Origin of the sequence: Haloarcula limicola, from assembly GCF_010119205.1 — an archaeon.
GTDB classification, from domain to species: domain Archaea; phylum Halobacteriota; class Halobacteria; order Halobacteriales; family Haloarculaceae; genus Haloarcula; species Haloarcula limicola.
The window spans coordinates 89,873-112,112 of record NZ_WRXM01000005.1 but is presented as its reverse complement, the minus strand read 5'-3'; the positions used below and the strand labels follow the sequence as shown (position 1 = coordinate 112,112).

The following is a 22,240-nucleotide window of genomic DNA, read 5'->3' as shown; positions in this document are numbered from 1 at the left end:
TTCGATGGTGCCACCGACAGATGATGGTGGGAGCCCTGCCCCAATCGATCGCCCCATCCTCAAGTTCCTCCAGTCACGGCTCCAAGCGACGAGGCAGGTCTCCCGAGCGACCGTCACGGACGCCAGCGGCCATCTGGCACTCCTCGTCGTCTTTGCCCCGTCGTACTACCCAGCAGCCGTCGACGAGGCGCAGCTGACGGTCCGTTGGTACACGAACGACGACTGCAAACTCCACTATCGAGAGCAGCATTCGGACCACGCGTGGGAGTGCCGGTGGGACCGGCACCCGAATCCGCACAATACCCGAGACCACTTCCATCCTCCACCCACCGCCCCGACGCCTGGCGAAGACGCATCGTGGCCGGACGACCATCGTGATGTCGTTGCGCTCGTCCTCGACGAGATCGAAGACCGGATCACGACTCTCTGGAGCGAATAGGGGACGCGGTCTCGCGTGGGGTGGTTGTCCGCGCCAGAAGGGAGAGTGTCGCGCTCTCGATTTCAGACCATGAGAGCACGCATTAGGAGCACTCCAAACGCGAGTGCTGGTCACCACTCCTCTCGTGGTGGCAGTTCAGCACCACAGTACTGACAGAACCGCAGCGGTGCACGCGGCGTCTCTCGGTCTGTATCGTACGCAAACTCACGGCCACAGTCTGCACATGCTGCCTTTGGCATTGGTGTCTCCGGTAACCGGTGTCGCACTGCTGGCTACGTCGCAACTACGCCCTTCTGTGTGGTAAAGATACGCATGCTATCGCTGAGAGCACCACCGACCATCCACTGTTACGAGTGAGTTAGTGAGGACGGTACTGACAGAACGAGGCAAGCGGACACCAGAACCTCCAGAGAACTGTCGCTCACAACCACCAAGTCAGCGGCCAGTACACAACCGTTACACTCACCGCCGTCATGACCACACTGAGACCGACGATGAGCTATCTGGTGTCACAGACGTATTTATCTACATACAAGACCACTAATGAGTAGCGACCAAAGCGGTCGTAATCCTATGCAGTCACCAGACTCTCGTCCGACCAGCCGCCGCAATGTCTTGAAAACCGCTGGGGCGCTCGCCTTCCTCTCGACCGTTGGCGTCGGTGCAGCAGCCAAGCCCGAACGGAAGGGGAACAACTTCGGCAACGGGAACGGCATCGGCGCCTTCCTCAACGAGCGAGCCCTGTACAAGCCCTCGCCGATCTGGGCTGATGGTGTCGTCGATATGACCGAGCAGGACACCGTCGAAGTAGTGACTGGTGCAATGACGAACGTCGAGATTCCGGACTTTCCGTTCGAAGAAGCGCCGGTCGCGTTCGCCCCCATGGCCATCAAGGTCTCGCCTGGCACAGAGGTCGTCTGGACGTGGCCCGAAGCTTTCCTCCCGATTCCCCACGACGTGGTGTCACTGGACGTCGGCCTATTCGATAGCGGATACCGCTACCCGGGCGACGACGACTTCTCGTACACCTTTGAGGAGCCGGGAACCTACCTCTACTACTGCACGCCCCACGGGGCACCGGAAAAGGTAGAGAACTTCGAAGGGAAGCTAGTCTACAACGAGTTCGGGATGCGCGGCGCGGTCATCGTCACCGAGGAATAACTACCCAGCCGGCCAATCGACTTCAACACATTGCCTGTCGGTACGGGGCAGGATTTCCCTTTGTACTGACCACTGTGGCTGACTACGCAGCGATTATCCTGCAGATATCAGTACAAAACAGGGCAGTAGACATAGATATGTGATTATGCTATCACCAGTCGTCCCTAGTAGCGGTGATCCCAGATGGCAACCACCGAACCGACAAGCGTCAACGGCGTCGACGTTTCCGCACTCGAAGGTGCGGTCGAAACGATCAGTGACGACTCCGAGGTCGGACGATTCACTTTCCGGGCCGAAACAACGTGGCAGGACGCACTCAAATCCGTGACGACGATCGACGAGTTCGACCAAGCGGGCGAGACAATCCACACCCAGGAATTCACGCTGCAGGGCGACGAACCCGAACAGATTCTCGGCGAGCGCACCGGGCCAAACGCCGTCGAGCTACTCCTCGGTGCACTCGGGTCCTGTCTGAGTGTCGGCTACGCGGCCAACGCTGCACACATGGGCATCGAACTCGAGGAGCTCCGATTCGAGATGAGCGGCGACGTCGACCTCCGCGGCTTCCTCGGTATCTCCGAGGACGTCCGCCCCGGCTACGAGTCGATTACCTGCACGACCTACGTGACCGCCGATGCAAGCGAGGACGAACTCTCGGAACTCCGCGAGCGCGTCGAAGCAACCTCGCCGCTAATGGACGTAATCATGAACGAGGTTCCCCTCGAGACCCGCCTCGTCGCGGAATAACTCGTTGTTTTTTGTGAGCTGTCGATTGTGCTAGTGACTCATAGAGAACTATCAGTACCTCACCAGATCCAGCTACAGAAAGAGCTACGCGTCCCCATGACAGTAACACTGGTATGGCGTCCACTGATGATTCTGACGACCTAGCGACGATCCAAGAGCAGCTGGACGAGCTGACAGCTGTGATCGCCTACGATGCCGGACTGCCAGTGAGTCAAACCACCGGCGGGCCGCCATCGGTCGAGACGTCGCTTGATTCCTGGGTCAATTCCAAATCCGGACAGGCAGGGACCGTATATCTCGTCGATCCTGACGATAGCTCGGTCTCCAGCGAGGAGTACGATTTGATCAATATCGATGAGAGTGGTTGGGTACGGTGCCGAGACGAGGCTGACGAGAGCGCCACGGTCAGCTATCCACCTCGTCGAGTCCTGCGAATTGAACAGTAGCCCACGCTCTCCCTATTGCATGTAGCCCAGGTACCGCCGAACGGGCGCATCGCTTGTAACTCAAGATGATAATGCAGCGTGTTCGACGGAAGGTCGAGTTCCTGTGCAAGCTCTTTCGCACTCTGTGCTCCCTGTTCGGTGAGAAAATAGAGAATCCGAAACCGGGTTTCGTTCCCGATCGCTCGCTGCATATCCAGATACGCTTCGAGCGAGAGCAGACTCTGCTCCGGCAGGAGGCCGGCCAGATCATCTCGATCAGCGGACGAACGATCGGTTTCGACAATACATGCTAGTCACGCAGACAAACCCATACATGGGCGCCGACTCAGCAGTCGCAGAAAAGTAGGTTATTAATAGGTAGAACGGTCGCTATCATGCACGACCGTCTCCTCGGCGAACTCGCCCACTCGCGATTTCTCATCTATCTGATAGTCCCATACAAAACCTTCGACGCACTGCAGACCGCTGCTGAGAACGACGACGGTGAAATGCTGAGTTCGATTCCAGAGACAGTCGATTTAGGTGCGCTTGTCGGTTCGGACGAGGATCTCGACCAACAGGAGGCAGTACTCGATCTCCTGCTCTACGCCCGCGACCGGCTCCGGACTGATCCGGCCGTCAATGCGCTGGCTCTTGATATCGACATCTCTCTGAAAGAGATGGACGCTGCGACACAGAGCATCGAATTCGCGCTCGCCAGTAACGCGGTCATCTATATCGTCCCGCGGATCGGTAATAACCTCGGTGTCAACATCGAAACCGGCTCGGTCCTCGAGGCGTAAAAATTACAGTTCAAAATGGCAATCGATACTTAGTACCGCGGCCGAACTGCCTGCGGATGCAAAACCAGTGGGGGCAGAAGAGCCTTTATTCACATACACAAGTCAGAAAATCAGGATATACTGGGGAATATACTTCGTGCAAATAGCGTCTCTAGAACCTGTTGAAAGCTCCCCGCAGCATCAACATGGAAACAGGGGCCGGCGCTCTGTCGCGCCCCGAGACCATTGGTTGTGACAAATCCAAGCGTAACTGGTTCGCCAGGGGATGCTAAGCGGCGATTCGCTGACTGGCCGTGATGCCAATACTCGATTAGCTCTTTGAGCCCTTCACGAAACGTCTCTTGACGGGTTGTCTGTTTGACTTCGCCTAGGAGAACGGCAGTGGGTTGACTATCCTGACTCGTGCGAATCTCGACGACGATATCGGGTCGACCGCGATACAGTGCCAAACGGGGACTTGAATCACTCATCCGGCCAGCGACGCGCTTATATGCGGTTTGGGATGCGACATAGTCTCGGAAATAGCCCGGATCAGCCGGTAGCGATGATTCAACCCCATCAGGCAGTGGTTCATGAAATGACAGAGTGCCGGTTTGGTCGTGGTAGACATCTATCCAGACAGCAGTCTCGTCATTAGCCAATCGAGCAACAGGCGAGTCACCGCTCTCGATTGGTTGTAGTGTGAGACCAGGAACAATCTCTTGAAGTGCTTTGACCAGTTTGAACGTGGTAAATAGCTCCAGCAACCGAGCATCTGTAGCCGGTAATACAAGGGAGTGAGAGAGAACAGCCTGCACGTCTGGGTCGGCGTATTCCTCACGTCGCATCTTTTGTAGCACAGAAAGCCAGCGAGCAGCTGTACGATACATCGCGGTTCGTGCTTGCCGAGCAGCCGTAAAGTCACGACCAGTTACCGTACAGGCTTCACCGTCAGGCATTCGACTGAGATGGATATTACGGCGATAGCGGCGCTGGAAGCGATCAAGGTCAGTCTCATTCCACGGTTCATATCGCCATGGTTGATCGACATCTCGAAGGGTGTCTACAGTTCGCTCGACTTCCCAGAGAAGGCGCTTCAAAACGCGATTTTCAGGAATATCGTATTCCGACACTGGCGCCGAACAGACGAACGTAGAGCGGTCACTGAACCCGGTCTCAGCTCGTGTCTGAATCGTCTGCCCCCAATCAACTTGTCCCTCAACTGCGCCACGAGTTTTGTTCCGTTCTCTGTCGGTAACCGTTTTTATCCCCCGCAAATCGTCCCAAATCGACGTACAAAACTCACTAATCTGTGGGGCGAGACAGAAGTGGACTCGCTGTAATCGCTCCCACTCGCTTATCTCGAGCTCCGAAGGAACGATCGCATCCGTAATGACATCTGTATTGAGACTTCCAGATTGGAGATACGTTAGTAACTCAGCAAGAACTGCATCCGCAAGTTCATCTCGTGAAAAACCACCACTCATTCCGTATCTCGGGTATCTGGTAACCCGAGGAAGTCACTAGCTTGATACCAGAGACGGTCCGTATCGACGGGTACGTCGCTGCTACAAAGCCCTTCGATTATCGTTCTCTGTTTCTCTTGCCTGAGACCTTCCAGCTGTGGATAGACATGGGTCACGAGAGCACTGGTAAACGCTTCTTCGGGCTGTGCCCGCCCGTCGTAGTTAGCAATATATCGAACCATATCATGAACAATCGCTGGCCCGATTGCCCGCTCTTCATTGACTCGATCCCAGACCTCGGTTAGTTCCGTACTCCATTTCGATAGTGGGCGTTCCAAACCAGGCGACTGGTCGAGCCAAGCCGATGCGTAGTTCGGCTCGTCAGGAGACGGGGCAAGCAACGAGGTCCGAAGTTCGCCATCGTCATCTTTGAGGACAGGAACGCCAACGTGAATGAATGCAAATCGGCGCATGAACGCGTAGGAAAGTTCGTATAGCGACGCTTTGTCATAGGTGTTCATTGTCGCAAGCAGTCGCCAGGCAGGCGTCACGGGGAATGTATCTGGAGACGAGACGATCGTCTCGAGGACGTCATCGTCTGCATCGGCAGCCAGTGATTTAACCTCTATTGGAGCATCTCGTTCGTACGGGAGTTCGGTCGAGTCACCGGAAAGCACGGAGAATAACTGCCCTATTGCTTTGTCTATGTCCGCTCGGTTCAGTTCGTCAATAACAAGCCACTCATTTTTCACACCAGTGGCATCTCGGAAACACTGGAGAAAAAGGCGGGGTTCAAACAGTAGTTCCTGTCCGTGTGTGTCTCGATTGGGAACATATCCTCCGATGGTATCGAAGGCAGTCCAATCAGCAGTGGCAGTTGTAAATCGATAGTCGTCGACAGCATCATACCTGGCTGCGAGGGTTGCGACGTGCGTGGCGAGTTTGGTCTTGCCGGTCCCTGGTGGACCTGTGAAAATAATATGTTTGCCAGCTTCAAGTGCAACTTCAATCTCTCTCGTAAGCCGTGTCTCGTCGTCGAAATACAAGCCATCGGGAATCGAGATAGAGACACTTGGAAGAGTAAGTCGTTCACGGAGTTGCTCGATATCTTCTCGGTCGGGTGGCTCAGGTTCGAGTGCCAGAATCGTCTCGTACTCACTCTGTTCGAGTTCGAAGATACTCCCACGGGCATTCTGTCGAATTGGCGCAGAATCCTCGAGATCGTCGACTGCAGTCAGGTCATTCCAATTGATGCCATTGACTGCCCGGTCATATGCAATTGTCATACCCACTGTCCCGTCTTCTTCGTGGAGCCCTTGCACGACTGTTCCAAGGGCCACGATTTCTTGAGTTGGAGCCGACTCGTAGAAGACAACTTCGTCACCCGAAGTAGCGCGCTCAAACGCCTCGGAGATACGCCGCTTATTCCCTTGAGAATTGAACGCTTCAAAGAAGACCTGACCCTCCTCTCCGTCGGAATCAGCTATTTTCTCGGGAGCCCAAATATCCGGGTTAGCCGTCACCCAGAAGTATCGACCTCCGTCTGGGCTCGTATCACCTGGTTGAGTAGGATAGGTACTAAGTAGGTACTGGGCTGCAGCAGGAGTGAGATTGCAGAGATACCACGACTGAACCCCAGTCGCATTAATCGCGTATTTTTCTCGACCCTGCTTGATATCGTCTCGTCGGAGGACAGGCGCAATCGTTTCGATATCGCGAATTGGCTCAAGCGAGTGGAGGTCAATATCGACACACCAGTACGTTTCCTCATCGTCTACTCCTTCAAGTTCTTCTCCCGAGACTTCATATGCCTCGCTTTGGACGACCGAATAGGCTCGAACTCCGCCGTCCCAATAGTGAATTAGTACGTCACCAGGGGTTAGCTTCGTTAGATCACGGGTATAGTATGTATCGCTCGAGCGGAGATAACTGCCCTCACGCTCGGCGGCATTACTCTGGTTCACCCAGTAGTAAGTAACGTCGTCTTCGAATGCGTCGAGGTCGATATTCGATTGTGGGTCAGGCCCGTTAGTAGGTGCCTGAATTGCAGATTCAGGTAGGTCAACGATGTTGACATCTAGTGAAGGATATTCTTCGGCAATCTCCTGACCATATCGTGTGAGCTGTACAGTCTCTTGGTCTTTCTCAACTATACCAAGACTCCGCAACCAGTTGACTCGGTGTTCCGCTTGGTAGATTGATCCCCAGTTTTCGTTGTGGACGGCATGGAGGACAGTCTGTAGCTTCTCAACTGAAGCCGGCTGTTGTTTCAAAGCCTGTAATATAGTTTTAAAACCAATATACCGGCCTGTCAGAGTCTCAAAGTATAGTTCTCTATTTTCCTGCGGTGGCTGATTCAACAACTGGTTGCCTAACTCAGTTAGCTGAAATCGCTCCTCGTTATCTACCGTCACAGCACCCATTCGACGAAGAAGGCGGCTTTTATCCTCTGCAGAGTCCCGACTCGACATTTGCGAAAAGGTCTCGAGGACCCACTCAGCAAATTCCTCGAGAGTAGGTGATTCGGTGTCGACAAATTTGAGCATCCGATGAAGGGTCTCTGTGTATTTTTCGACACCACCGGGCAGGGTAATTATCGAATCATATTTCTGTGGCACTATCTGTGCCTCTCAGTATCACGGGAAAAAAGGTGTGATGTGGAAAGCAAGTCAAATTTTGCAGCGTTGGGCAGCGCACCATGGCCAAGATTGTCCAGCTCGGTGGTGATCTCTGCCGCGATATTCTCGAGTTTCGAAAATCGCTCAAGGAGTAGCTCTGGGTCGGCCTTCGTTACCAAATTTGTCGATATTTATTCACCTAGCAGTTATGTCACTGTCGTTTGTGTCGTTCGGTACTTCACTTGACTCTCTTAGATTGTTAATGGCATAGTCGCGTAACCAATTCAGTACATACACTGACTGCATCACCGACAGTTATGGCCGAACAGTTCTGTTGAAACCCTATTGGTTCGACAGCTTTCTTGATGCAACAGCCGTTAGTTAGGACTGCCTATTCAGCAATTGAGCACACGCCCCTCAAATTATTTTGAGGATCAGACACAATACAGTTCTAACAGATGCATACGACCAAAGACCTGGATAGTCCCTCCTTCGAGTATCAGTCCGATGGCGACCGTGTCTCCAGAGAAACGGTGATGCCACGCATCACGTCGACGGAACGCGTGGGTGTCGCGATGGGTACTGGGGCTGAGGGGCTCGGTGCTGGTACCTTCGTCCTCTCTTGTGTTACTGCGTTCTACGAGTACCTCAGAGAAACACGCGAGGAAGAGTTCTTCGAGTATCCGGACTACTATACCTTCCAGACGGCCAGCAACCCAGCGGATTACCGGATGCTCGATATCTACCCCGACCACAAGAATGTCACAGTCGAACCGACTGCAGAGCAACTCTTGCGAGCGATCAACGACCGGGCAATCACGACCCTTCTGGTCCCGGATGTATCACCCTCGTCACCCGACGTAGATGAGATCACACTACAGAGTGCTTATCGACGAATAGATCACTGCTATGTATACGCTCCGGACGGGCGTCCGAGCAATGTGGATTTCACAATACGTCAGCCACGCCAGCCAGCAAACGAATGGTTCGAAACGACTGTTGAGTCGGTAAACGGCGACTCCGAAGTAACCGTCCCATCATTTGGTTCCGACGACGACTGGATAGTCCAACAGTTCCGGCAGGTCTCGACTAAACAGGGCCTTGAACGTCTGCCAGTCTAGAAACGCTCTCCGGGGAAAATTCGTTACCTTGATCGATGGATAAATAACCTGTACTGAGCGATCCACCGTATTACTATTTGGCAGGTCGGGGATGACCGATACACGCTCTGCATTTAGCACGACTGCTGGAACCCATCACTGGTTGAGGATTTCAACAAGGCTGGCTGAACCTATGAACGGTTGAACTCAGTGGACCACGAGGAAGCGTATCTTTAAATGAGAAGTTCAAACGGCCTCGCAGAAAATGAAGCCCCAGACTGCAATTATCTTCTATTCGCACCCATCATTGTAGAGGTCTCTCTGATAAATCGGATACGAATCACATATCTGTATACCGTATACAGATAAAGCAGTTATGTCCTCGATCTGTTTAAACGGTCGTGTTTAGTTAAGCGTGAAAAGTGAGGCGGACGGATTTCTTGGTGCCTATGCCAGAAATCAGCCGCCTCAGCGGAAATAGAGACTGGATTGATTTGGATTTTGTGGAGCGCGAGCGGACACCCGAGCTGGCGATGAAGATTGGTATTCAATCGCACGTTGCGGGTCTGTCACTGTCGAATACCGTCGGATTACTCGACTCGTTGGGTGTCCAACGGTCGAAAAAAGCGATCCATGATTGGGTGCAGAAAGCCGATCTACAGCCAGAATCTGGACGATCCCCGAATCAGATTGCGCTCGACGAAACAGTGATTCGCATTAACGACGAGCAGTTCTGGCTGTACGCCGCCGCTGACCCGCAAACGAACCAACTGCTTCACGTCCGATTGTTTTCAACCACTACGACCGCCCTCACCGAGATATTTCTTCGCGAACTTCAGCAAAAACACGATGTCGAAACCGCCGTGTTTCTCGTCGATGGCGCTCAACACCTCCAAACAGCACTTCAACGAGCCGGACTCCGATTTCAGATGCGTCGCCACGGAAATCGGAACGCTGTCGAACGAATCTTTCGAGAGCTGAAGCGACGAACCTCCTCGTTTTCGAACTGCTTCAGCCACGTTGAACCCGAAACAGCTGAAAAGTGGTTACAGAGCTTCGCTCGCTGGCACAATGCTCCAAACTAAACACGACCGTTTAAACAGAGTATACTAATTTTAGCAGACTTTCCTATTGTCCGGTTTATAAATAAATTAGTATGAGAATACTGTTACAGAACTGGTATGGGGAATGAGCGTTCAACCGATTGGACAACTCGTAGGGAAACTGTTCTCCAACGAGACGATTACCAGTGTCAAAATTGTGGGCGAAGTTCTTCCCAGGACCTTCATGTCCACCACATCGTTCCGCTAAAGGATGGGGGGTCGAACAGATTGTCGAACTTAAAAACACTCTGTGCAAGCTGCCATGATGCAATCCATGTTAGTGGTGCTTCTGCTCCTGAAAAGGCAAACCGTGTGAACTCGAACTCAGTGACTCCTCGTACGCCTCGCACATGCCATACCGAGGATTGTGCTGGGACTCCTACTTCGACAGAAAATCCGCTATATGCATTCTGCAAACGATGTTTTACCATGCATAGATATGATCACGGCTGGTTCATCGCGTTCTGTACGAATTGCTACGATAGGGAGACACAGATTGTATGGGGTGAGCACGGTCGTTCAGGTAGATGTCAAAAATGTGGTGTTGAAATGAAAGTCACTGAAAATAAAGGTATGTTTTCTATTAAATGAATACCCACTCTTATTGTAACTGGAATTCATCAGTACACTCTCTTCAGAAGAATCACTCACCTATCTAAGGATACCTGCTGACATCTCATTCCCAGACTTGCTCGTATTCACAAACAGCCTGATAGTAGGAGGGATCGTCGACAACCGGTTTGGGAATCAGACCGTCATCGAAGGACCGGAGATGACCGAGATGGATCGGAAAGTGACCCGTTGACGGGTCATCATCGCGACTCGTTGCAACGAGCCGGCGGTTTACCAACCGAAGTGTCGCGGTATTACCGCTGGCTTCAGCATCCCGTTTCCAGTCCTTGATTGCTGTGCCAATCGCCCCCTCTTTTCCTGGCGCGATGTCGTTCTTTGGAACGTTCACCCAGATGTGCCCATATTCGGTTAGATAGAGTCGCCCAGCAGTACCACGATACGATTGATAGGTCTCGACGAGTTCCGAGTGGTCGAACGTCGACTCAAACCGATAGTCTCGCCACTTCCAGAACAGAGTCCCTTCATGGCTGACACTCCATCGTTCACCATGGTTGAAGGGAAAGCCAGTCCAGACGTTAATTTGCTGTCGGCTCGGCGTGGACGGGTCGGAGTCGACTTCGTCAAAATCGATCGTCCCGGAAAGTTGGCCGACGTACACTGGAATCCAGCCACTATCTACCGGCGCCTGTTCAACGTGTTTGTACTCATCAGCGGGTACTTTCGTGATGATTTCGCTGTCAGCAGTGACTCGAAAGCTCCCGTAGCCACCACTTTTTCCCAGCAACGCGAGTGCACGCCAAAGCCCGTCGGGCGGGTCCGTGAAGATCGCGAGATCACGTTGTTTCCATTTGACGACGGGGTCGTCATAGTCCTCGTCAGAAACGAGGCTATACTTCGAACCGCGATAGGCAGACGGCCAAGGTTGCCCTGGTTCGATCGAGACGGACTGGCCATCGGTAATCGGTACGGTCGTGGATACTTCCTCGAGGCTTGCAGTCATTGGTAGTTAGAGGTCATCAAGGTAGTCGTCGAACGCAGTATACTCTCCGTCTTCATCGGGATCCGCGTACAGCGTCCCTGTCTTCCCAGGCGGTGGTTGTGAGCCCGCTAGTGGATCAGCTACTGTCTCTGGATCCGCTTCGTCAGTTTGTGAGGGCGCAGCACTCGTCTCGCCCGTAGATTGGGCCGAAGTGGTCCCCGATTCCTGTGGCTGTGGTTCCGATGAGGTCGTCTCTGCCGCGACGTTGTAGCTATCGACATCGAAGGCTCGCTCAATTTCGAGAGGGTCGGTAGATGTTCGTGGCGCTGGGATCGGTGGGACGTCGACCAAATCCGTGAGCGGGCCATCGTGATTCTCCCCATTTTCGAGGAGGGTCCCGACGATGTCCGGCGATAACTGTGCCCGCAGTAGCCACTCCTCGACGTGGCCAGCGTCGAAACAGTGGATATCGTTGTTCGCAGCCTCAGCCAGTATCTCCTCATCAAATCTGCCGCTCGTGACGATAGCAAGTTCGGACGGCCTCTGCAGATCGTCCGGGACAAGTTGCCCGCTGCGGAGCGCCTCGATAGACTCGACACCGACAGTCGTCCGTTGGGGGATAATCTTGAGCCCGACATTCATGTACTGTCGACGCCAGAGAAGGTCAGCTTCGACGGATTCGGTGGCTGGTGGTCTGAGAGTGTTCCCATCGAATAATTCGAGGACGAGACCGACAATGCGGGCCGCTTCTCTCGCCGAGAGATACTCGAGATCAGTTACTGTACATCGATTGGCCAACGGTGGCCGTGCCGCCGCGTCTGTTGTCGCAGCCTGTGAGAGCGAATTTTCGACGTCCGGTGCTTGGTCATCATCTGTCGGAATCGCTTCGACGATCGATTTGACGCGTTGTAACGGAATATCATCGAATATCTCATCGCTCAGGACAGATGCGACTTCGTCCGTCTCTATCCCAGCGGCAGCCGCCGCGTGGACCGTCTGCCTGACATCTCCGGTATGATACCAGGAGGGAAGTAGTATACCGGGTCTCATAATCGCCCCCCTGTAAGCCAGGCGATCCAACCGACGCCATACCGCTCAACTGTCCTTCCACTCTCGCGCTCAACGACCACAATCTCGTTCGAACCGAAGAGTTGCGTCCCGTAAGCAACGATATACTGACTATTCACACTAAGCGCCGGCTTAGAGAACTCGAAGTCGTCTGGGAGTTTGGCTGTTAGTCCGCGCGTTTGCTCTTCTGCTGTTGTGAGGTTTTGGCAAGTCTGGCACTCGCCATCGGTGATTTCGGTTTCAGCGACCCGCTGTCGACACATATCGCATTCGACAAGGTGGTCGGCACAGAGTGCTAGTTCCGCGATCGGCCCGAAGTGTGAATGCTCTGTGCAGAGCGTCTCTTGGCCAACAATACATGTCCGACGATGGGCTGGACAGAGGGGGCGACCCTGGTCGGAATCGTCGGTACAGACATCACACGACGACATGTGGTCACTGCAGTGACGACCACCGCCCTCAACGCATGTCTGTGCATGCTCGAGACAGGTCGGCTGCTCGCACGTGCTACAGGCCGTGTAATGCTCAGTACAGAATGTCTCCGCACACTGAGCGCACTGACCGCTGTGTGTCTCACAGGTGACCTCGTCGCAGCTGGCACAGTGGTGGCTATCAGCCGAACAAACAGTGTCGCCACAATCACTGCACTCCTGGAGATGCTGCTCACAGAACCACGAATCACACTCCTGACAGCGTTCACGATGGTCAGCACAGTGAGGGTCAGTACAGGCAGCACAATCTTCGAGATGGTCCCCACAGTGTGGGCGATCACACATCGTACAGCCGGTCGTATGTTCGTGACAGAGCTCGTCACCGCACTCAGTACAGGTAGTGACGTGGTCGGTACAAACGGTATCGTCGCAGGTAGCACATGGCGTGAGATGCGAGCGACAGTGTGACGCCTCGTCGACGGTACACTGGCCTTGATGGGTCTGGCAGAGTGTCTTGCCACACGTCACACAGTCAGCTTGATCTGCATCACAGACAGGCTCACCACACTTGGCACAGTTGGCCAAACCATCTGATGCAAACTGTTCGTTGCAATCGGTGCAGCGGGTCGAATGGTCGAAACAGCGCGTCTCACCGCTATCATGTGTCACTGTCCGATGCGAGGGACAGAACTGATCGCCACAGGCGCTACAGGACTCAATGTGAGCAGCACAAACTACGTCTCCCTCGTGGTCACACTCGGTTGAATCATGAGTGCAGACGAAATCCTCACAGTGGGCACACGTCGTTCCAACTGATGGACTGTAGACCTCATCACACTGCGTACACTGTTCAGCATGGGTCGCACAGAGTGCCGTCTCGTGTTCACTACAGGTTAGCGTATCAGTCGGACACAGCGCAGTTCCACAGCTTTCGCATGTCGAAGTGTGCGCAGGACACAGTGGCTCATCGCATGCAGTGCAGGCTGTAGTATCATCTGGGCAGGTAACTGCGTCACAAACAGTACAGAAGGTCTGGTCTGTCTCACAGATAGCCCGGTCGCAAGTCTCACAGATGTCGAGATGGTCATCACAAACCGACTCACCGCAGCAATCACACTCGAAGATGTGATCCGGACAGAGTGCAGCATCGCATTCGACACAGTCCGAGGCGTGGTCGGTACAAGTACTGTCATCGCAGGCCGAGCATTCGATCCGGTCAGCCTCACAGACTGATTCGCCACAGGTACCGCACGCGGAGAGGTGCTCCTCACCGAACTGATTCGCACAGATGCCACATGTGAGACCACTCTCTGTGCAGTGATAGCCACCACAGCCATCACAGGCGATGACGTCGTCGATACATCTCGTCTCATCACACGTCGCGCAAGTCAGTCGGTCGTCGGGGCACAACGAGTTCCCGCATGCTGTACAGTCGTCCAACTGTGGCGTAGAGACGGTATCGCCACAGGTATCACACGCTGCAGTGTGGTCTGGGCAGTAGAATTCCTGATCGACACAACAGCGGCTGAGATGACTCTCACTGTGAAAGTGAGTACACGTTGTACACTCCTGGCCACAAGCTAAACAGGTTGGATCAGAACTCGTAGTACAGACCGAAATATGGTGTGAGCAAACCGAGCGCTCGCACGTCTCACAGAGGGATCCACAGTCGTGACATTCGACGCCGCCACACAACTCACAGGCCATAACTGGCGTGTCACAGTCAGGGCAGCCGGTTACCTGACAGGATTCACATACATCGAGACAGCCAGCACAGACGATACTCCCGCATTCACAAACCTGTGGGCGGGTCGTCGAATCGAACCCGGTCCCGCAGGTCTCACAGTCGAAGGCAATGATACCATCTGTGGCTGGCGCATATCGCGCCGTCGTCTCTCCAGTCCGTTCTCCGTCATCAAAAGAGAGGGCAAGCGCACCAATATCGTGGGTGACTAGCGTCATTCCAACGAGTGAGATATCAACCTCCAGACTGTGGCGGTCAGCTGTCTCGATGATCTCGTGTTCCTCTTTTTCGCGAAGGGCTTCCCGCTCGTCGGCAACAGCCTGCTGGACCTCCCGTAGTTCCTGCTGGGCTCTGGAGAGATTCTGCTTATATTTCTTTCGCGTACTCGATTTCCGAGCGCGCTTTTTCTTCTCACGCCACTTTCGCACCTGTTCTTTCTGCTCGGTGATGCGAACCTCCAGTTCTTCGCGTCGTTGTTCGTACACCGTTTCAATCTCTTCTTTTCGCCCTGTGACCGTCTCCTCGGCTTCCTGAACTAACTCGGTGACCTCATCATCGATACGGGTCTGTACCTCTTCGACCGCGGTCTCGTACCGCCCTTCGATCGTCTCGCTGTCCGGGTCGATATCTGTCGGCTGGTGTCCTCGTGAAAGAGCGCCGGTATGGGCTAACAGTCGGTCTGTGAGCTCCGGGAGCTGGCTTCCATTGGCCAGGTCCAGCGACACCGTCTCGAGGCGCTCCCGATGGAACGACGAGACGCTTTCTAACTCGACGAGAAAATGGAACGACACTGCCCGGGCCATTTGCTTCGGTTCGAACTCACCGACAGTCACCGCAAATTCTGAAACGTCGACCGCATCTGGCAACTGCACCTGGAGGTCGTCTGCAGTGAGATATAATTTCCCAACCGACACTTCTTGTCTGCCTAATTCGAGTAGCTCGTTAAAGGCCAGCGACCCAGGCTGAACGAGTAGCTCTGGACGACCAGGTTTCTGATCTTTCGGGTCGAAGACGACACTTACCTCTCGATCATCAGCAAGTCTGGTCAGTGGCCCTGGCAGTGTGACGTCCCACGACTCCCCATCCCCACGGTTGACTGTTCCACCGTACGATTCGATTACGGTTGCAGCGAACCGCCGGATCTCTAACCGGTTGAGCGTTCCAATATCGTCGACACTCATGCACTCTCTCCGAACTCGAAGCTATCGAAGACACTTCGATTGAAGTCGTTCATCTTCTCTGCCGCTTCGGTGTTCTTTTCGAGGTCGACCGCCATCTCCTCGAAGTTGTTCTCTAACTCAACCTGCGAGTCTGCATTTCGGAGCTTCTCGAAGACTTCTCGTTCGAAGTCCGATCCAGACTGTTCCATCCGCGAGAGAATGTCTCGAAGGCCTCCGATAGACTGGCTGAAAAGATCGATCTTGCCGAATAACTTGTCGAGGACGTGTTCTTCGATAGTATCCGCAAGTGCCATGTTGAAAACGTGGACTTCTCGGTCCTGTCCGATACGGTCGATGCGGCCGATTCGCTGTTCGACCTTCATCGGATTCCACGGCAAGTCGTAGTTGACCAGTACGTTACAGAACTGCATATTCCGTCCTTCACTGATGGAATCTGTCGCAACCATAATACCGCCTTCAGATTCAAAATCGGCGACTTTGCGTTCTTTCGCTTGACTAGACAGATCTCCGTTAACGATGTGGACCGGCAAATCGAGTTCACGGACACTATCAGCGATCGCGTCCTGCGTAGGTCGGAACTGAGTGAAGACAACGGCTCGTGTCGTCTCGGCTTGCTCCTGGATGGTCTCGATTACGTTTCGCAACCGCGTTTGCTTGGTTGTCTCATCTATATTGGCGATGCTCTCGCTGATCTCCGCGAGTGCGTCTTCCTCGCTTGCGGTCAGCCGTTTCTCATCGTCTCCGACCCAGTTTTCAATCGTCTGTTCGACAGCATACGGACTCGATACAACTTCTTTCTGGAGCGTGAATAAAACGAGATGCCGCGCACCCTTACTCGAATAGTTGGACCTCACGTAGTTGGTGACAGCATCGTAGAGATCTCGTTCAGCGGTTGATGGCTCGAAGACGTTCGTGTGAACCGCTCGATTGGTGAAATCGATATCCGTCTGCTCACGGCGATTCCGAATCATCACACGGTCGAGTTTCGACTGTAGCTCATCACCACGCTGTATCTGTGCATCGTCACTATCCACAACGTACCGGTTATCGAACTGTTTCTGCGTGCCGAGCATGCCCGGCCGGATAAGGTCGACAATATTGTACAGATCGGAGATGTCATTCTGAATGGGCGTCGCGGTGGCGAAAAACGCCTCTCCATAGGTGAGTTCCTCGATGAGTTCGTAGCGGTCTGTATCCCGATTCCGAACGTAATGGGCTTCATCGAGAACGAGGACGTCCCAGCGCCGCGAGAGGACATCTGCCCTGTTCGTTTTCGATTTCGCCGTGTCGACACTTGCGATGATCTTATCGTGAGCGTCGAACCCTTGGAACTCGTCGTCATAGTTACAGACGAAGTCGAGCCCGAACTTTTCCTGGAGTTCTGTTTGCCACTGGGGTGCTAACTGAGCTGGGGTCAGTATGAGAAAACTATCTCGCGTGTCCCGGAAATTCATCTCCTTGAGGACCATGCCGATCTCGATTGTCTTCCCCAGCCCGACTTCATCAGCAAACAACGCGCCTCCCCCCATCTGAAAGAGGGCCTGATGCGCTGCTTCAAGCTGGTGATCCAACAGTTTGATTCGGTCTTTGATCTCCTCGACTGAGAGGAGTTCTTGTTGTCCCTGTGCGATCGCAAACTGCTGTGCCTGTATGTTAAGTAGATGACCAGTCGAATCCTGTCCCGACTCAGCGAGCGCAGTGGACGCGACAGACGGGTCATCTATAGAGTACGAAGATCCCGGCGCCGGCGGGGATTCTGACGCGTCTTCAGACATCGGTAGAGAAAATGTGATTACTGGCTTATTAGCTTTTGGTGATGAAATGAGGATTACCAGAATATTATATACTTCACCTTTAGCAGAGGGAGACTATCTAATGAAATTGTCAGAAACTATCATCGATCGGCACTGATTTCGCCACTACGACGGCTTATTCAGGACATTACTTCGGCCCATTTTGTACATCGGGAAAATGTCATGAGTGGTTTCGGACTCGGAAGTGCAAATTGATTGGAGAGAAGGTGTAATAGGTACGGTCTTGTTATTTATTTTCAGATATCTAGTGACAGGTAGACTGATAGCGAATAGAACTTGGTTCAAAACACCTAAGCTAAATTCATTTTACAGATACTATACATGGCAGGAGGCACCCAGCCGTTTCCGTTAGAGACAGAGTCGTCGCAAAATATAAGTGAGCAGGTCAGAGATTCGATCGCTGCCTTTGCCGACCAGACCCCTGCAATTGTGAGCATTAGCGACATTCATGGCTATCTTGCAGAAGCTCGCAGCGCGTTACTGACTCTCACGAACCACCCCGACTATGAGCCGGTCGTTACCCAGTCCGCAGATGACTACCTCCACTGGGCAGATAACAACTATGTCCTTCTGTTCAACGGCGATCTAATTGACCGCGGCCCCCACAATATCGAGACTCTGCAGCTAGTCGCGCGACTCATCAACGAAGCTCCACCTGGTCGAGTCCGCGTAACGCTTGGGAATCATGAAATGGCGGTATTGACGCCAGACCTGTTTCACTGGGATGGGTGGTTCTGTGATAGCGTTGGCTCAGAAGGTCGGCAAACACTATTCGAAGCTATTCAGAGGGGGTACGTGATCGCAGCCTACGAGGGGTATTCAGCAGTCTATGCCCACGCCGGACATCCCGAGACCTACGATGTCGAAACGGTCAATTCTCGACTTGTTGCTGCCGTCGGCAAATTGCAAGATGCGCATGAAACGCTGACCGACACTCAAGTTCAGCAGGCAGTCGTCGACGAGTATCCATTAGTGCTAGGCATGGGCGACGGACATCTCAAACATCCACCAGCTGGCCTCGTGTGGTTAGATTTCCAGTATCTGTCCCAGGACGCCCCCTCGCAAATTGTAGGGCATACGCGACATGACACTGTAACACAAAAAGGGGCGGTCCTCTGTGAGAACGTCATTCGAAATACGCAAGGGGAACCCGGCGGAGAATCCGTAGTCATCGAAACCCCAGATCAGATTGTGTCTTTACGACGAACAGCCGACGGAGATGTCACTACAACCGAACATATCCTCGATTGACGACATCTTCCGTGTCTCCGCGACGGTAAATATCTCCCTTCTGACGAGTCAGAGACCGTACTTAGTCCAGACAGTTAGAATAGTCGTACGTCTTCGGACCATGAACCATTCGCATAGTGTAGAGTCTTATCGGCGATATCGTGGTATGTATCGTACTCAACGACCAGAATAATCGGATTCTCCCCGTCACCACTGCCAGACTGTTTCCCACTAGACCGTTTGATGTATCTTGCCTTCTCAGAGTCCACGTCAACAGTTTCGTCCTTGATAGCTCTTAGACCCTTCTCAAGTAGTATTTCACGGGTCAGACCATCTTCTGCCAGGGTCTCTTTAATCCGTTCTTTCTCGACGATGGCAATTTTGGCCTCATAGATATGTCCCGGCTCGTAATACCATTCGCCGTAGTCGGCTTCGTCGCGTATCGCCAGTATCTCCGGAATAGGTTCGACAGCGCTCTGAAACGCTTGTATCACATCCGTTGTTAGCTCTACTCGATATTCCCCGATCGAGTCATCCATCAGGTGATGGAGATCCGATTGGACGGCTTCAGAAATCATCTCTGGCTCGAAATCGACGGCCGAGGCAGGTTGATAGCGTAGGTATGGATAGTCATCTATCCCCTGCGTTATCTTGAACAACGAGACATCTGGAAGCCAGACTAGCACGTAGTACTCTGTTTCGTTCTCCGGGTTGACGAACCAGCCGATATTTCCATCTGGTTCACCAGCGTCGACCCAGCTTTCCCCGAAAATCTCCATCACAAAGGTGTGTGAAGGGTCATTGATCCATTTATCGCTATTCTGTGCCTTCTCGTCTACGATGACTGGGTCCGACAGCCAGTCGAACTCCACTTTGGCATCATGTCCAGCCTTCTGTTTTTCCGCAGAAGAAACACGCTCAGAATAGGTCGCTACGTTTGGATAGAACTCGCTTTCTAGAAACTCAGCTAGTACTTCTTCGCGGTATTTGTCTTCGTTAAATCGAGGCATACTCTTTGTTCGGGTATATCGGATAATCCTTTTTGTAACTCCCATTCCGTCGCCAACTAGAGCAATGAGTTGCCGACCGTTGGCGTCGTAATTTACCCCCTTGATCTCCAACCGAGGATTTAGCCACCATTCGGATTATCTTCAGGGAGACATCTCGTGGGATGTCTATCCATTCCTCAAGGCTGGATCTATGATGGAGGCCAGCGCTCCTAACACTACTTAGCCTGTTGACACTCACCATTGGCACCTCGCGTTTTCTTGATATATCCATGATATATCCATTCCCACTACTTTTTTCAGATACTTTGTCAGTTCATTTTGATTCATATCTATTATCTCTCCTGTTCTTCGAGGGGCTTAATTGGTAAACATGTTAAGAACGGTTGAAATCCACATAATATATTTATACCAAGGAGTATCTTACTGGTCTATGGCAGGCCCGGAGATTGGGGAAAATACGAGGATGCAGTGGCGGATTTTAGCAATTCAAAGAATCCAATCACAAAGCCGGTAATGGAGGCGGACAGAGAGGTAGTGTTAGCGCTGGACGTCAATGGTATCGAAGGGAGAGAGCGGGTCGTGTTCGTTATGCGCTACGAATATGATTCGCATTATGAAGCCCAACAACGGACAACCGCGTACGTGGAACGGAGGGCGTTATCGCCGTGACATTCGCACGCCCAGACTGGGTCGAACCTCGCGAGTACCAACAAGCGGCAGTGCAACGCTGGGCGGCTGCTGGTGGCCGTGGCGTGCTTCGGATGGCAACTGGGACCGGTAAAACAGTTACCTCCCTGCTGACGGCTGCCCACGTCGCCGAGCAATACGATGGCCGACTGGCGCTGGTCATCGCTGCCCCATATCAACACCTCGTTGACCAGTGGGCAGACGATGTCCAAGATTTCGGTGGCTCACCGATCCTTGCCTACGAGAGCCGTCGCCAATGGCAGGAACGCCTCGAAGGTGAACTCGCAGAGTTCGACTTGGGCGTTCGTGAGAGTCTCGTCATTATCACAACCCACGCTACCTTCGCTTCTGAGACGTTCCAGCGAGTGTTGAGCCGGGTCAATCGCGAGCGATTCATGCTAATAGCCGACGAGGTCCACCACCTCGGTGCGCCACACCTCAAATCGGCATTGCCAACAGATATCCACCTTCGGCTGGGCCTCTCGGCAACGCCAGAACGGTTCTACGATGAAGCGGGGACCGAAGACCTCATGGAGTACTTCGGCGGCGTCGTCTATGAGTACGACCTCACAGAGGCAATTCAAAATGGCGCACTCTGTGAGTATTACTATATCCCACACGTCGTCGAGTTGACCGAAGATGAAGCCGACGAGTATCTCGGCCTCTCGAAAAAGATAGCCCGCCTCATCAGCCAATCAGATGACGACCTCGGTGATGCAGATCTCCAGGGGAACAAGGACCTGCAGTTCGCACTGTTCAAGCGCGCTCGACTGGTCGGGACCGCCGAGCGAAAACTCGACCGGCTGGTCGAGTTACTCGAATACGACCAGCAGACGAAACACACGCTCGTCTACTGCGGAGATGGGACGGTCGAAGGCGACATCACGTCCCGAACACGACGCCACGTCGACGCGGCCGTCTCAAGACTTCGAAGCCAACTTGGCTTGCGTGCAGAGCGCTTTACTGCCGATGAGTCACGAAGCGAACGCCAGACCTTGTTATCGCGCTTCGACAAGGAGGAAATTCAAGCATTGGTCGCTATCCGCTGTCTCGACGAAGGCGTGGACGTTCCGGCGACACGGACTGCGTACATGCTCGCGAGTTCCTCGAACCCTCGGCAATTCGTCCAGCGCCGAGGCCGCATCCTGCGAACCTATCCGGGGAAACACCACGCCGTGATCCACGATTTCGTCGTCGCCCCACCACCGGCGATCCGCGAAGACGCGGCTAGTGACGAATCGCAGTTCACGACCGAGCGCAATCTCATCAAACGTGAACTCGAACGGGTCACGCTATTCGCTGAATCGGCCCGAAACCACCCAGATGCCGATATTGATGGCATTCCAACCGATGCTGGCGCCATCGGCGAACTCAAACGCGAGTTCAACCTGCGCCAAATGTGACATCCATGACCCAACAGAGACAACCGCTACTCCAAGGCTGCACTGAGAACTACTGCACTAGACTTCATGCACTGCGTACCAGCCAGATTAATACCCATAGATTGTCAGGTGATCGTATATGACTGACAGTGAAGACACAGAGGACGTTAGTACCGAGACGCTGGCACGCATTCGCGAGCGCACACTTCGTGCAGAAAAGAAGCAACTTCACATGCGTAAGCCACACAATATTATCCCTGAATTAAAAGAGATCGTCGAAGAGGAGATTCCGGAGTAATC

18 protein-coding genes are annotated in these 22,240 nt (G+C 53.4%); 11 read left to right on the top strand and 7 right to left on the bottom strand.

Annotated features, from left to right (window positions below; translation table 11 throughout):
- Positions 1-4 precede the first annotated feature (4 nt).
- The 4 genes from GO488_RS20270 (at position 5) to GO488_RS18675 (ending at position 2,793) form a co-directional block, all read left to right on the top strand.
- On the top strand, positions 5-439 hold the full coding sequence (locus tag GO488_RS20270; protein WP_164509664.1) for a toxin-antitoxin system TumE family protein: 435 nt from the start codon (positions 5-7) through the stop codon (positions 437-439).
- Between the two features lie 573 nt (positions 440-1,012).
- Positions 1,013-1,600 carry a plastocyanin/azurin family copper-binding protein gene (locus GO488_RS18685; protein WP_162319362.1) on the top strand — a complete coding sequence of 196 codons (588 nt, stop codon included), beginning with the start codon at positions 1,013-1,015 and terminating at the stop codon, positions 1,598-1,600.
- Between the two features lie 183 nt (positions 1,601-1,783).
- Positions 1,784-2,347: an OsmC family protein gene (locus GO488_RS18680; RefSeq protein ID WP_162319361.1), complete on the top strand. Its 564-nt coding sequence runs from the start codon at positions 1,784-1,786 to the stop codon at positions 2,345-2,347.
- Between the two features lie 113 nt (positions 2,348-2,460).
- Entirely contained in the window at positions 2,461-2,793 is a 333-nt protein-coding gene (locus GO488_RS18675) for a hypothetical protein (protein ID WP_162319289.1), read from the top strand.
- Here GO488_RS18675 and GO488_RS18670 read toward each other — a convergent pair.
- Positions 2,757-2,984, bottom strand: coding sequence for a winged helix-turn-helix domain-containing protein (locus GO488_RS18670; RefSeq protein WP_162319360.1), 228 nt, complete (start codon positions 2,982-2,984; stop codon positions 2,757-2,759). The genes GO488_RS18675 and GO488_RS18670 overlap by 37 nt on opposite strands.
- 183 nt (positions 2,985-3,167) lie before the next feature.
- Here GO488_RS18670 and GO488_RS18665 point away from each other — a divergent pair, with 183 nt between their 5' ends.
- Positions 3,168-3,575 (top strand): DUF7509 family protein, encoded by a 408-nt coding sequence (locus GO488_RS18665; protein WP_194242926.1) that lies wholly within the window; start codon positions 3,168-3,170, stop codon positions 3,573-3,575.
- Between the two features lie 110 nt (positions 3,576-3,685).
- On the opposite strand, the gene GO488_RS18660 is transcribed toward GO488_RS18665, so the two are convergent.
- Positions 3,686-5,041 (bottom strand): hypothetical protein, encoded by a 1,356-nt coding sequence (locus tag GO488_RS18660; protein ID WP_162319359.1) that lies wholly within the window; start codon positions 5,039-5,041, stop codon positions 3,686-3,688.
- Positions 5,038-7,638: an AAA family ATPase gene (locus tag GO488_RS18655; RefSeq protein ID WP_162319358.1), complete on the bottom strand. Its 2,601-nt coding sequence runs from the start codon at positions 7,636-7,638 to the stop codon at positions 5,038-5,040. The genes GO488_RS18660 and GO488_RS18655 overlap by 4 nt, the downstream gene beginning before the upstream one ends.
- Before the next feature lie 458 nt (positions 7,639-8,096).
- Here GO488_RS18655 and GO488_RS18650 point away from each other — a divergent pair, with 458 nt between their 5' ends.
- From GO488_RS18650 to GO488_RS20265, 3 genes are all read left to right on the top strand, one after another.
- Complete coding sequence (locus GO488_RS18650; protein ID WP_162319357.1) at positions 8,097-8,759, top strand: hypothetical protein; 663 nt, start codon at positions 8,097-8,099, stop codon at positions 8,757-8,759.
- 428 nt (positions 8,760-9,187) lie between these two features.
- Positions 9,188-9,823: an IS6 family transposase gene (locus GO488_RS18645; RefSeq protein WP_162319356.1), complete on the top strand. Its 636-nt coding sequence runs from the start codon at positions 9,188-9,190 to the stop codon at positions 9,821-9,823.
- A 96-nt stretch (positions 9,824-9,919) separates the two neighbouring features.
- Positions 9,920-10,432: an HNH endonuclease gene (locus GO488_RS20265; RefSeq protein ID WP_162319355.1), complete on the top strand. Its 513-nt coding sequence runs from the start codon at positions 9,920-9,922 to the stop codon at positions 10,430-10,432.
- 85 nt (positions 10,433-10,517) lie between these two features.
- On the opposite strand, the gene GO488_RS18635 is transcribed toward GO488_RS20265, so the two are convergent.
- The 3 genes from GO488_RS18635 to GO488_RS18625 form a co-directional block, all read right to left on the bottom strand.
- Positions 10,518-11,414 (bottom strand): hypothetical protein, encoded by an 897-nt coding sequence (locus GO488_RS18635; protein ID WP_162319354.1) that lies wholly within the window; start codon positions 11,412-11,414, stop codon positions 10,518-10,520.
- 6 nt (positions 11,415-11,420) lie between these two features.
- Positions 11,421-12,443, bottom strand: a complete 1,023-nt coding sequence (locus tag GO488_RS18630; protein WP_162319353.1) for a hypothetical protein — start codon at positions 12,441-12,443, stop codon at positions 11,421-11,423.
- Positions 12,444-15,813: 3,370 nt separating this feature from the next.
- Positions 15,814-17,592, bottom strand: a complete 1,779-nt coding sequence (locus GO488_RS18625) for a DEAD/DEAH box helicase (RefSeq protein ID WP_241692980.1) — start codon at positions 17,590-17,592, stop codon at positions 15,814-15,816.
- 360 nt (positions 17,593-17,952) lie between these two features.
- Between GO488_RS18625 and GO488_RS18620 the strand changes: the two genes are divergently transcribed.
- Complete coding sequence (locus GO488_RS18620; protein ID WP_162319352.1) at positions 17,953-18,882, top strand: metallophosphoesterase; 930 nt, start codon at positions 17,953-17,955, stop codon at positions 18,880-18,882.
- Positions 18,883-18,956: 74 nt separating this feature from the next.
- On the opposite strand, the gene GO488_RS18615 is transcribed toward GO488_RS18620, so the two are convergent.
- Positions 18,957-19,871, bottom strand: a complete 915-nt coding sequence (locus GO488_RS18615) for a hypothetical protein (RefSeq protein ID WP_162319351.1) — start codon at positions 19,869-19,871, stop codon at positions 18,957-18,959.
- A gap of 665 nt (positions 19,872-20,536) precedes the next feature.
- Between GO488_RS18615 and GO488_RS18610 the strand changes: the two genes are divergently transcribed.
- Both GO488_RS18610 and GO488_RS18605 read left to right on the top strand, forming a co-directional pair.
- Complete coding sequence (locus GO488_RS18610; RefSeq protein ID WP_241692979.1) at positions 20,537-21,961, top strand: DEAD/DEAH box helicase family protein; 1,425 nt, start codon at positions 20,537-20,539, stop codon at positions 21,959-21,961.
- Positions 21,962-22,079: 118 nt separating this feature from the next.
- Positions 22,080-22,238, top strand: coding sequence for a hypothetical protein (locus GO488_RS18605; protein WP_162319350.1), 159 nt, complete (start codon positions 22,080-22,082; stop codon positions 22,236-22,238).
- The last annotated feature ends 2 nt before the right edge of the window (positions 22,239-22,240 follow it).